The sequence below is a fragment of the Cupriavidus gilardii genome, assembly GCF_013347325.1.
Classification (GTDB): Bacteria; Pseudomonadota; Gammaproteobacteria; order Burkholderiales; family Burkholderiaceae; genus Cupriavidus; species Cupriavidus gilardii.
Window position 1 is genome coordinate 406,678 of record NZ_CP054626.1, and the last position, 12,759, is coordinate 419,436.

Annotated in this window: 6 protein-coding genes; 1 reads left to right on the forward strand and 5 read right to left on the reverse strand. The window is 72.0% G+C overall.

All coding sequences use genetic code 11. The features are described from left to right. Positions 1 to 24 precede the first annotated feature (24 nt). A complete protein-coding gene (uvrA, locus tag FOB47_RS12060; RefSeq protein ID WP_174781182.1) occupies positions 25 to 5,937 on the reverse strand; it encodes an excinuclease ABC subunit UvrA in 5,913 nt (1,970 codons plus the stop codon). A 467-nt stretch (positions 5,938 to 6,404) separates the two neighbouring features. Between uvrA and FOB47_RS12065 the strand changes: the two genes are divergently transcribed. Continuing rightward, positions 6,405 to 7,763: an ankyrin repeat domain-containing protein gene (locus tag FOB47_RS12065; protein ID WP_053821056.1), complete on the forward strand. Its 1,359-nt coding sequence runs from the start codon at positions 6,405 to 6,407 to the stop codon at positions 7,761 to 7,763. Between the two features lie 33 nt (positions 7,764 to 7,796). Here the strand turns inward: FOB47_RS12065 and FOB47_RS12070 are convergent, their stop codons facing one another. The 4 genes from FOB47_RS12070 to FOB47_RS12085 all read right to left on the reverse strand — a co-directional run bounded on the left by FOB47_RS12070 (position 7,797) and on the right by FOB47_RS12085 (position 12,756). Then, positions 7,797 to 9,398 (reverse strand): efflux transporter outer membrane subunit, encoded by a 1,602-nt coding sequence (locus tag FOB47_RS12070; RefSeq protein ID WP_053822974.1) that lies wholly within the window; start codon positions 9,396 to 9,398, stop codon positions 7,797 to 7,799. 84 nt (positions 9,399 to 9,482) lie between these two features. Then, on the reverse strand, positions 9,483 to 10,646 hold the full coding sequence (locus FOB47_RS12075; RefSeq protein WP_053821057.1) for an ABC transporter permease: 1,164 nt from the start codon (positions 10,644 to 10,646) through the stop codon (positions 9,483 to 9,485). Between the two features lie 44 nt (positions 10,647 to 10,690). Then, positions 10,691 to 11,689 carry an ABC transporter ATP-binding protein gene (locus FOB47_RS12080; RefSeq protein WP_174781183.1) on the reverse strand — a complete coding sequence of 333 codons (999 nt, stop codon included), beginning with the start codon at positions 11,687 to 11,689 and terminating at the stop codon, positions 10,691 to 10,693. Continuing rightward, positions 11,686 to 12,756 (reverse strand): HlyD family secretion protein, encoded by a 1,071-nt coding sequence (locus tag FOB47_RS12085; protein WP_082371381.1) that lies wholly within the window; start codon positions 12,754 to 12,756, stop codon positions 11,686 to 11,688. The genes FOB47_RS12080 and FOB47_RS12085 overlap by 4 nt, the downstream gene beginning before the upstream one ends. Between the last annotated feature and the right edge of the window lie 3 nt (positions 12,757 to 12,759).

A 12,759-nucleotide genomic window follows, 5' to 3' on the forward strand; every position in this document is an offset into this window, starting at 1 on the left:
GACTTTCTGCTCGCCAGTTCCTTCCTACGCCACCGCCCCGCGCACCACCCTTGGCCCGACCTCGTTGGCCGCCACCGCCGCGGTGCGCGCCAGCACCGGCACCAGCGCCGCCCCGGTATGGCTGCCCGGCGTGCGTGCCAGCACGTCCGGCGGCGCGGCCGCGACGATGGTGCCGCCGCCGTCGCCGCCCTCCGGGCCGAGATCGATGACCCAGTCGGCTTCGGCGATCACGTCGAGGTCGTGCTCGATCACCACCACGCTGTGGCCGCCGTCGACCAGACGGTGCAGCACGCGGATCAGCCTGGCGACGTCGGCCATGTGCAGGCCCACGGTCGGCTCGTCGAGCACGTACAGCGTATGCGGCGGCTTCTGGCCGCGGCGCGTGACGTCGTCGCGCACCTTGGCCAGTTCGGTGACCAGCTTGATGCGCTGCGCCTCGCCGCCCGACAGCGTCGGCGACGGCTGGCCCAGCGTCAGATAGCCGAGCCCCACGTCCTTGAGCAGCTGCAGCGGATGCGCGATGTTCGACTGCGCGGCGAAGAATTCCACCGCCTCGTCGATCTCCATCGTCAGCACCTCGCCGATATTGCGGCCGCGCCAGCTGACCGCCAGCGTCTCCGCATTGAAGCGCTGGCCATGGCAGACGTCGCACAGCACCTTGACGTCCGGCAGGAAGCTCATGCCGATGGTGCGCACGCCCTGGCCCTCGCAGGCCGGGCAGCGGCCGTCGCCGGTGTTGAACGAGAAGCGGGACGCGGTGTAACCGCGGGCCTTCGCTTCCAGCGTCTCGGCGAACAGCCGGCGGATCGCGTCCCAGACGCCGATATAGGTGGCCGGACAGGAGCGCGGCGTCTTGCCGATCGGAGTCTGGTCGACCTCGAGCACGCGATCGATCGCCTCCCAGCCGGTCACCGCCTCGCAGCCCTGCCAGACATGCTGGACGTCGAGCTTCTTCACGCTCACGCCCTTGCTGGCGCCCGCGGCGGGCTCGGCCTGCGCCGACTTGCGCGCGCGGCGCGTGGCCGGCGACGACAGCACCGAACGGCCGACCGCATCGAGCAGATTGGTCATCAGCACATCGCGCGCCAGCGTGGACTTGCCCGAGCCGCTGACGCCGGTGATGGCCACCAGCCGCGACAGCGGCAGGCTGGCGGTGACATTGCGCAGGTTGTGCAGCGTCGCGCCATGCACGGTCAACCAGCGCTCGGGCACCGCCGTGTCGGCGGCGCTCGCCTTGCCTCGCGCTGGTGCCGTGACCGGCCGGCGCGCCTGCAGCGGATGGACGATCGGCCGGGCCAGGAACTGCCCGGTCAGCGACGACGGCTGCGCCGCCAGATCGGCGACGCCGCCCTGCGCGACCACATGGCCGCCGCGCTTGCCGGCGCCGGGGCCGATGTCGATGATGTGGTCGGCGCGGCGGATCGTGTCCTCGTCGTGCTCGACCACCACCAGCGTGTTGCCCTTGTCGCCGAGCTTGCGCAGCGCGTCGAGCAGGATGCGGTTGTCGCGCGGATGCAGGCCGATGGTCGGTTCGTCCAGCACATAGCAGACGCCCTGCAGATTGCTGCCGAGCTGCGCCGCCAGCCGGATCCGCTGCGCCTCGCCGCCCGACAGGCTGGGTGCGGCGCGGTCCAGGCTCAGATAGCCCAGACCGACCTCCTCGAGGAACTCGAGCCGGCTGCGGATTTCGCTGACCACGTCGCGCGCGATCTCGGCGTCGCGGCCGCGCAGCGTCAGCTGCTCGATCCACGCGCGGGTCTGCGACACGGTCCACTGCGCGATGTCGACGATCGAGCGGCCGGCGAAGCTGACCGCGCGCGCGGCCGGGTTCAGCCGCGTGCCGTGGCACGAGGGGCAGGCCGCATGGCCGACGCCTTCTGGTTCGATCTCCTCCGACGGCAGCGTCTGCTCGCGGCCGCGTTCGTCGCCGCCGATCACGCTGTCGTCATAGGCGGCGCGCTGTTCGCGCGTCAGCGCCAGGCCGGTGCCGACGCAGCTTTCGCACCAGCCGTGCTTGCTGTTGTACGAGAACATGCGCGGATCGAGCTCGGGATAGCTGGTGCCGCAGGTCGGGCAGGCGCGCTTGGTCGAGAACACCTTGGTCTGGCCGACGCCGTCGCCGTTGTGGCCGTTGCCGAACGCTTCGCGCAGCCCATCGAGCGGTGCCAGCAGGTGCATCACGCCCTTGCCGTGCTCGAGCGCCTGCTCCAGCAGCGTGCGCAGCTCACCCTCGTTGTCGGGCGAGATCACCAGGTCGCCGACCGGCAGCTCGATCGTGTGTTCGCGGAAGCGGTCCAGCCGCGGCCACGGATCGACCGGCAGGAAGGCGCCGTCGACACGCAGATGCGTATGGCCGCGCGCCTTCGCCCACTTGGCGAGATCGGTGTAGACGCCCTTGCGGTTGACCACCAGCGGCGCCAGCAGGCCGACATGCTGGCCGCGGTATTCGCGCAGCAGCTGCGCGACGATCGATTCGGCGCTCTGCGCGCTGACCGGCGTGCCGTCGTGCACGCAGTGCTGCAGGCCGAGCTTGACGTACAGCAGCCGCAGGAAGTGCCAGACCTCGGAGGTGGTCGCCACCGTGCTCTTGCGGCCGCCGCGCGACAGGCGCTGTTCGATCGCGACGGTCGGCGGAATGCCGAACACGGCGTCGACCTCGGGCCGGCCCGCCGGCTGCACGATCGAGCGCGCGTAGGCGTTCAGCGATTCGAGATAGCGCCGCTGGCCCTCGTGGAACAGGATGTCGAAGGCCAGCGTCGACTTGCCCGAGCCCGATACGCCGGTCACCACATTGAACTTGTTGTGCGGGATATCGACGTTCAGCGACTTCAGGTTGTGCTCGTGCGCGTTGACGATGCGCACCACGTTCTCGCCCTGGACCTCGGCCAGCGCGCGCCGCGCGCGGCGGGCCGCCGGCGAGCCGTGCGCCGACTGCAGCCGCAGCGCGTCGTGCTCGGCCTGCGCATCGCTGCGGCCGATCTGGCTTTCGTACTGCAGCAGCGCCGCGCCGGTATGCGACTGGGCGCAGCGCTTGACGTCGTCCGGCGTGCCCGCGCAGACCAGCTGGCCACCGGCGTCGCCGCCTTCCGGGCCGAGATCGATCAGCCAGTCGGCCGCGCGGATCACGTCCAGGTTGTGCTCGATCACGATCAGCGAATGCCCGCCGTCCAGCAGCTTGCCGAAGGCGCGCATCAGCTTGGCGATGTCGTCGAAGTGCAGGCCGGTGGTCGGCTCGTCGAACATGAACAGCCGGCCTTCGCTGGCGTCCGGCGCGACGCGCTTGCGCGCCGCCTGCGCGGTCTCGGCGAGGAAGCCGGCCAGCTTCAGGCGCTGCGCTTCGCCGCCCGACAGCGTCGGCACCGGCTGGCCCAGCTTCACGTATTCGAGGCCGACGTCGACGATCGGCTGCAGTACGCGCAGCACCTCGGCATCGGCGGCGAACAGCGCCACCGCCTCGCTGACGGTCAGCTCCAGCACGTCGGCGATGCCCAGCGCCCGGCCGCCGCGTTCGATCTTCACTTCCAGGATTTCGGCGCGATAGCGGCTGCCGTCGCAATCGGGGCAGCGCAGGTAGACGTCGGACAGGAACTGCATCTCGACGTGCTCGAAGCCCGAGCCGCCGCAGGTCGGGCAGCGTCCGTCGCCCGAGTTGAAGCTGAAGGTGCCGGCGGTGTAGCCGCGCTGCTTGGCCAGCGGCGCCCTGGCGAACAGCTTGCGGATCTCGTCGAAGGCGCCGACATAGCTGGCCGGATTCGAGCGCGCGGTCTTGCCGATCGGCGACTGGTCGACGAACACCGCATCGGCGATCTGTTCGGCGCCGACCAAAGCGCGGTGCGCGCCGGGGGCTTCGGTGGCGCGGCCGAAATGGCGGGCCAGCGCGGGGTGCAGCACGTCCTGGATCAGTGTCGACTTGCCCGAGCCCGACACGCCGGTCACGCAGACCAGCCGCCGCAGCGGGATCGACACGGTGACGTCCTGCAGGTTGTGTTCGCTGGCGCCTTCGAGCACCAGCCGAGGCGTGGCCTCGTCGACCGGCCGGCGGACCCAGTCCGACGCATCGGCGACGCGGCGCTGGCCGCCGAGGTATTGCCCGGTCAGCGTGCCGGCGTGGCGGATTTCGGCCGGCGTGCCGTCGTAGACGATCTCGCCGCCGCGCTCGCCGGGGCCGGGCCCCATGTCGATCAGGCGGTCGGCGGCCAGCATCACCGACGGATCGTGCTCGACCACCACCAGCGTATTGCCGGCATCGCGCAGCCGCCGCATCGCCTCGACGATCCGGTTCAGGTCGCGCGGATGCAGGCCGATGCTCGGCTCGTCGAGCACGAACAGCGTGTTGACCAGCGAGGTGCCGAGCGCGGTGGTCAGGTTGATCCGCTGCACCTCGCCGCCGGACAGCGTGCGGCTCTGGCGGTCCAGCGTCAGGTAGCCGATGCCGACGTCGCACAGGTACTTCACGCGCGTGCGCACCTCGGTCAGCAGCAGCTTCAGCGCGTCGTCGAGCAGCACGCTGGGCAGGGTCAGCGTGTCGAAGAAGCGGCGGATCCGTTCGATCGGCAGCAGCATCAGGTCGTGCACGGTCAGGCCGGGCAGGGCCTCGAGCTGCTCGCGCCGCCAGCCGACGCCGCGCGGCATCACGCGGCGGGCCGGGTCGAGCACCGCATCGGCGTTCTCGCGCGAGCCCAGGCGCCACAGCATCGCCTCGGTCTTGAGCCGCGCACCGCCGCAGGCGTCGCACAGCGTGTAGCTGCGGTACTTCGACAGCAGCACGCGGATATGCATCTTGTAGGCCTTCGACTCCAGGTAGTCGAAGAAGCGGCGCACGCCGTACCACTGGCTGTTCCACTTGCCGTTCCAGGCGGGATCGCCATCGATGACCCAGTCGCGCTGTTGCTGCGTCAGCTCGGCCCACGGCGTGTCGCGCGGAATGCCGGCGCGCGCCGCGTAGCGCATCAGGTCGTCCTGGCACTCCTTCCAGGCCGGCGTCTGCATCGGCTTGATCGCGCCCTGGCGCAGCGTCTTGCGCCCGTCGGGGATCACCAGGCCGAGATCGACGCCGATCACGCGGCCGAAGCCGCGGCAGGCCTCGCAGGCGCCATAGGCGGAGTTGAACGAGAACAGCGCCGGCTGCGGGTCGGCATAGCGCAGGTCGCTCTCTGGGCAGTGCAGGCCGGTGGAGAAGCGCCAGATGGTCGCTTCGCTGTCTGCTGCTGCTGCTGCTGCGGTGTCGCCCTCGGGCAGCACGTAGATATTGACGCGGCCGGCGCCGCGCTTGAGCGACGACTCGATTGCCTCGACCACGCGCGCCTTGTCGGCGCGCTGCAGCCGGAAGCGGTCGGCCACCACGTCGAGCATCTTGCGCGGGCCGGTCGGCGAGTTGACCACGCGCTGCGCCTGCACCCGGGTATAGCCGCTGACCGACAGCCATTGCGCGATCTCGTCCTCGGTCGCCGATTCCGGCAGTTCGACCGGGAAGGTCACCGCCAGGCGCGGGTCGCCGTCGCGGGTGCGTTCGAGGAGTTCGGCGTAGATCGTCTCGGGGGTGTCGTGGCGTACCGGCAGCGCCGTTTCGCGGTCGAACAGCTGGGCGGCGCGCGCGAACAGCAGCTTCAGGTGGTCGTTCAGCTCCGTCATGGTGCCGACCGTCGAGCGCGAGCTGCGCACCGGATTGGTCTGGTCGATCGCGATCGCCGGCGGCACGCCTTCGACGCGCTCGACCTGGGGCCGGTCCATCCGGTCGAGGAACTGGCGGGCGTAGGCGCTGAACGTCTCGACATAGCGCCGCTGCCCTTCGGCATAGAGGGTATCGAAGACCAGGCTGGATTTGCCGGAGCCGGACGGACCCGTGACCACCGTCATTTCGCCGGTGCGCAGGTCCAGATCGACTTGCTTGAGATTGTGCTGACGCGCGCCGCGGATGCGGATGACGCCGGAAGACATGGGGAGGAATCCTTTCGGTGGGCGCACCGCGCCGGGGAGCCGGGGCGGTGGAAAGTCGGGCGTAAACTTTAGCAAAAGTCCCGCGGACCCGTCCGGATGCCACTCCGACGCCGCCTGGCGGCCCGCCATGGCTTGCCGGGCGTGGGCTTGCGCACCGACTGCCGCCGGTCCCGGGCGCGCCCCTTTGCACAGATTCCGGGTGTTTTCGAGAAGACTCCGCCTGCCGGGCCTCATAGCATGGCCGCGCCGGCGGTGGGCGCGTCCGGTCGAGCGGCATACCGCTCGGCCTCCGGAATTCCGCAGGCAGCCCGGCGGCCGCCGGCCATGACGAGCCATCGGCAGCCACCCGCAGCGATCCGCCAGCCCACCGCCGCCCCTCACGCCGCCAGCCCGCCTCCTCGGCACCCGGCTGGCAATCGGTGCCGCGACCCTGCGCGGCGCCCATCCCAAATGCCAGGAGAACACGCATGGTGCTACCAACCAGGAGTTTCATCGACGCCAAGCCTGCCGGCGCGCCGGGCGGCGCACCGACCGTCGAAGCGGCGGCGGTCGCCGACCTGCATGCGGCCATCGCGCGCGGCGACGCGGCGGCGGTCGATACGCTCGCCGGCGCCCAGCCCGCGCTGTTGCGCTTGCCGGACCCCGGTGGCAATACCGCGCTGCATCGGGCGCTGCTGGCCGGCGGCGAGCTGAAGACGGTCGAAGCGCTGCTGCGGCACGGCGCCGATCCCGCGCTGACCAACGCCGACGGCGATACCGCGCTGCATCTGGCTTTCCGGATCCGGCCGTCCGCGCCGCAGCTGGTGCGTGCGCTGCTGCGCCAGCTCGAGCAGCAGGGCATGCACGCCGCGAAGCTGGCGCTGTCGGCCCGCAATGCCGATCGTCGGCCGCCGGTGGCAGTGGCGCCGCTGGCGGACGGCGGTGCGCTGGCAGGCGACGCGGCACTGACGGCGACCATCGGGGAACTGGTGGCGGACTATCTCGACTGGCTCGCAAGCAGCGGCACCGACGAACTGGCGCACGCCGCCGGCAGCGGCGACATCGGGCAACTGAGGCCGTGGCTGGCGCGCCCCGAATCGTTGTCGCTGCCGCTGTCGCCGCGCGGCCACGGGGCGCTGGCCATCGCCGCCGGACGCGGCCAGCTGGCGGCGATGCGCGAGCTGATCGCGGCGGCGCAGCCGCACGGCGCATGGCTGGTCGACCTGGCTTCCTTCCCGGACGGCGAGACGCCGCTGGCGCGCGCCGCCACCTTCGGCCAGCGCGAGGCCGTGGCGCTGCTGCTTGCGCATGGTGCGGCCGTCGACAGCCGCGACGCCGCGCGCCGCACGCCGCTGATGCGCGCCACGGTCTACGGCCATGCCGACGTGGCGGCGACGCTGCTGGCAGCCGGCGCCGATCCGCGCGCGCGCCAGGCCGAAGGCTGGACGCCGCTGCACTACGCGGCCGCGGCGCTGCATCCGGAGGTGGTGGCGATGCTGGTGATGCATGGCGCCGGCGATGGCATCCAGCAGCGCAACGCCGCGATGCGCACGCCGCTGCTGCTGGCGGTCGGCAGCGACGAGCTGGGGCGGTCCCCCGCCGTACGCGCGCGCACGGTGACCTTGCTGCTGCAGGCCGGCGCCAGCGTCGACGCGGCCGATCAGCATGGCATGACGGCGCTGATGGTTGCCGCACGGTCCGGTGATGCCGGCGTGGTTGGACTGCTGCTCGATGCCGGCGCCAATGCGCAGCTGCGCAATGCGAAGGGGCACACCGCGCTGACGCTGGCGCAGTCCGCGGGACAGCGCGACGTCGCCGCGCTGCTGGCGCCGCGGTCACTAGTCTGAGCGAAGGCCCGACGCGAGCGCCGGGGCCGGGATTCAGCGCAAGGCCGTCGTTGCCGGGGCGGCGGCCCGGCCCTGCGGCGCGCCGTCGGTTTCCGCCTCGGCCTGCCACCAGCCGCCGCCCAGGGCCTGCAGCAGCGCGGCGGAATCCGCCAGACGGTCGGCGCTGGCGCGCGTCAGCGCCAGCGTGGTCTCGCGATGCTGGCGCTGCGCGTCGATCAGCGCCAGCTGGCTGACGCCGCCCAGCCGGTACTGCTCGGTGACGATGGCCAGCGTCGAGGCGGCGCGCCGGGCCGCCTCGGCCCGCGCGCGCAGCGTCGCGGCATCGCTGTGCAGCGCCTGCAGCGCATCGGCGACCTCGCGCAGCCCCTGCAGCACCGCCTGCCGGTGCGCCGCCAGCGCCTGCCGATAGGCCGCCTGCGCGGCGCGTTGCCGCGCCCGCAGCGCGCCGCCGCGAAACACCGGCTGCACCAGTCCCGCGGCGACATTCCAGACATTGAGGTGATCGAACAGATCGCCGCCCGTGCGCGATTGCGTGCCCGCGCTCGCCGACAGCGTCAGGCTCGGATACAGGTTGGCGGTGGCGACGCCGATATCGGCGCTGGCCCGATGCAGCAGCGCCTCGGCCGCGCGGATATCGGGACGCCGCCGCGCCAGCGTCGACGGCAGGCTGACCGGCAAGGCGTCGGGCAGCCGCAGTTCGGCAAGGCGGAATACCGGCACGGCGTCGGCGTCGGCGTTGGCGTTTGCGGTGGCGCCGGCCGGCCCTCGCTCGCTCTCGGCGCCCGGGTCCGCCGCCGCCGCCGGCGGCAATCCGAGATAGACCGCCAACTGATGGCGCGTCGCCGCCAGTTGCCTCGTCAGGCCCGGCAGCAGCGCTTCGGTTTGCGCCAGCTCGCCGCGTTGGCGCTCTGCCTCGACCCTCGCAGTGCCGCCCAGCGCGACCCCTTGTTCGACGATCGCCAGTTGCCGCCGCTGCGCGTCGATCAGCGCCTCGGTGTCTTCGATCTGCGCGCGCAGGCTGGCCTCGCGGATGGCGGCAGTGGCGACATTGGCCGCGAGCGACAGCCGCGCCGCCTCGAGCTCGAAGCGCTGGAAGTCGACCGCCGCGCGCAGGCCTTCGAGTTCGCGCCGCTGCGCGCCGAACAGGTCCAGCACATAGGAGACCCGCACCGACGCGCCGTACAGCGTGAACGGCGGGGGACTGGGAAAGGCGGTGATGCCCATCGATTCGATATTGACCTGCTGGCGGGCGGCGTCGAGCCGCGCATCGATCGCGGGCCACTGCGCGATGCCGGCCGCGGCCGCGTAGTCGTGCTGCGCGCGCTCGAGGCTGGCCTGCGCCTGGGCCAGCGTCGGGCTGTTGGCCAGCGCGGTGCGGATCGCGCCATCGAGCGCGGGGCTGCCGAACAGCGACCACCATTGCGCCGGCACGTCGGCGCCATCGACCAGGCGCTGCGCCTGGCCGTGCGGTGCCGGCGCGGACATCGTCGTCGAAGGCAAGGGCGCGGCGCCATGGCGCGCGCCTTCCGGCGCGGGCGGTGCGACGAAGTCGGGGCCGACCGCGCAGCCGGCCAGCAGTGCGGCGGCGCCGGCCAACGGCGCCAGCCCTTTGCATCGGAACGCGGACAGGGTCATCGCAATCTCCTCGCAGGCATCCAGGTGGGGCGAGCGCATCGGTCGCTCGTCACCGTCGCGGCGGCGGTCATGGCCTCACCGGCCTCAATCGAGCGTCCGGCGGTAGAAGCGCACCGCGATCGCCATCACCACCGCGGTGAACAGCAGCAGCGGCCAGACATTGGGCCAGAGCTCGGCCCAGCCGCTGCCCTTGAGCAGGATGCCGCGGATCATCCGATGGAAGTAGGTCATCGGCAGCAGGTTGCCGATCGCCTGCGCCCACTGCGGCATGCCCTGGAACGGGAACATGAAGCCCGACAGCAGGATGCCGGGCAGGAAGTAGAAGAAGGTCAGCTGCATCGCCTGCAGCTGGTTCTGCGCCAGCGACGACAGCGTGATGCCGACCGTCAGGTTGGCGGCGATGAACAGCAGCGCGGCCAGGTAGACGGCGATCACCGAGCCGACGAAGGGCACGCCGAAGACCCAGCGCGCCGCCAGCAGGATGATGGTGCTCTGGATCAGGCCGATGAAGACATAGGGCACGATCTTGCCGCTCATCACCTCGAGCGGGCGCACCGGCGTGGCGAGCAGGTTTTCCATCGTGCCGCGCTCGCGTTCGCGCGTCATCGCCAAGCCGGTCATCATCACCATCGTCATCGACAGGATCACGCCCATCAGGCCCGGCACGATGTTGTACTGGGTCAACCCCTCGGGGTTGTAGAGCCGGTGCACCTGCACGTCGAAGGCGGGCTTGCCGCCGGCGAGCGGAGCCAGCGGGCCCTTCAGGTCCTTGTCGGCGACCGCGACCGGCATCTGCGACAGCGCCGCCAGCGCGGCGCCGGTCGCCGACGGATCGGTGGCGTCGGCCTCGACCAGCACCGCGGGCCGCTCGCCGCGCAGCAGCCGGCGCGTGAAGTCGGGCGGAATGGTGACGACGAACTGCAGCTCGCCGCGCATCAGCGCCTCGCGTCCCGCCGCCTCGTCGGGCAGCGTGCCGACCACGCGGAAATAGCGCGAGGCCTGCATGCTGGCGACCAGCGAGCGGGTGAATTCGCTGTGGTCCGCGGCGATCACGCCGGTCGGCAGCTGGCGCGGATCGGTATTGATGGCGAAGCCGAACAGCAGCAGCTGCAGCACCGGCAGCCCGACGATCATGCCGAAGGTCACCCGGTCGCGGCGCAGCTGCAGGAATTCCTTCAGCACGATGCTCCACCAGCGCCGCAGCGAGAAGCCGAGGCGCTCGTCGCCGGCGCGCCGTTCGCCTTTCACATGGCCTCTCGCATCGCCGCTCGCATCGGCCCGTACATCGCCACTCACGGTCCGGTCCTCCGTGTAGGGCCGGCGGCCCTCTCACCGGCGCGCAGCTTGTTGTCGGCACGCATGTTGTCGTCCGCCCGGTTCATCATGTGGATGAACACGTCCTCCAGGCTGGTGTCCACCGGCGCGATCCGATGCCGGCCCTCGCCGGCCAGCCGCCGCAGCGTGGCTTCCAGCGCCGAGGCGTCGCGGCCGGTCACGTGCAGCGCGTTGCCGAACACGACGGTCTGCTCGACGGCCGGCTCGTCGGCGAGCCGGCGCGACAGCGCGTTCAGGTCGCCGCCTTCGACTGACCACGTCGACAGGCCCTGCGCCAGCAACTTGCCGTAGGCGATATAGGCCAGCTTGTGGCAGCGCTCGGCCTCGTCCATGTAGTGCGTGCTGACCAGCACCGAGATGCCGTGGGCGGCGAGCCGATGCAGCTGCTCCCAGAAATCGCGGCGCGCCTTCGGATCGACGCCGGCGGTCGGCTCGTCGAGCAGCAGCAGCTCGGGTTCGTGCAGCAGGCAGGCCGCCAGCGCCAGCCGCTGCTTCCAGCCGCCCGACAGCGCGCCGGCGAGCTGGCGCGCGCGGCTGGCCAGCCCCAGTCCGTCCAGCGCCCGCTCGACCGCCGCCTTGCGGTCGGGCACGCCGTAGACGCGCGCGACGAAGTCCAGGTTCTCGCGGATCGACAGGTCTTCCCAGTACGAGAATTTCTGCGTCATATAGCCGACGCGGCGCTTGATCTGCGCGCTGTCGCGCAGGATATCGAAGCCCAGGCAGGTGCCGTGGCCGGCGTCGGGCGTCAGCAGCCCGCACATCATGCGGATCGACGTGGTCTTGCCGCTGCCGTTGGGGCCGAGGAAGCCGAAGATCTCGCCGCGGCGCACCTGCAGCGTCAGGCCGTCGACGACCTGCTTGTCGCCGAAGCGCTTGCCGAGGTCGTGCACGTCGATCGCCAGTTCGGGTGCGCCGCGCTCGGCCGCCGAAGTGCCGGCTGGCACGGTGCCGTTCATCGGCGTGCTCCGCTGGCCGGCGCTGCCGACGCGGGTGCGGTGGCTTCGGCTGCGGCCGGCTCGACCTCCACCGGCTGGCCTGGATGCAGGCGCGGCGCGTCGGCAGGCGCCGGGTGCGCCTCGACCAGGAAGACCAGCTTGCGCCGCGTTTCGTTGCTGTAGATCACCGGCGGCGTGTATTCGGCCTGGCTCGAGACATAGCGGATGGTGGCGGGGATCGCGGCGCCGCAGCCGTCGCAGGTCAGCCGTACGGCTTGCCCGGGCCGCAGCGTGCCGATCGCCGCTTCGGGCACGAAGAAGCGGACCTTGACGTTGCCCGGCGGCAGCAGCCGCACCACCGGACTGCCCGCCGGCACCCATTCGCCCTGCCGGTAGAGCGTGTCGTAGACCAGGCTGGCCGCGGGCGCGGCGATCGCCTTGCGCGACAGCCGCCAGTCGGCCTGCGCCAGCGCGGCGCGCGCGGCCTCGACCTGGGCCTGCTGCGCCCCTCGGCGCGCCTCGCGGCCGGGCAGGCGCGCCACCGCCAGATCGCTGCGCAACTCGCGCACACGGGCGGCGTCGGCCTGCGCGGTGGCGCGGCTCTGCTCGAGCTGGGCTTGCGGGATCGCGCCGATGCGCAGCTGGGCCTCGTCGCGCGCCAGCGCGGCGGCGCTGCGCTGCGCCGCGGCCTCGGCCTGCGCCAGTTGCGCGCGGACGGCGTCGATCTCCGGGGGCCGCCGGCCGGTCTGCAGATCGGCGAGCTCGGCCTGCGCGGCGTCGAGCTGGGCCACCGCCTGCGCGCGGGCGGTCGATTCTTCGTCGGTCTCCAGCGCGAACAGCGGCGCGCCGGCGGCGACCTGCTGGCCGCGCTCGACGTTCAGCCGCTCCAGCCGTCCGGCAAACGGCGAGGCGAGATGGACGAACTCGCCTTCGACATAGCCCTGCCAGCGCGCGGGCGGCGGGTCGCCGCAGCCGGACAGCACCAGCGCCGCCGCCAGCGCGCCAGCCCGGGACCGCGCGCTCCATCGCGCTGCCGGAGGCGATGCGGGTGGGTGGCAATCGATCTGCGGTAAGTGAGCGGCGGGCATGGC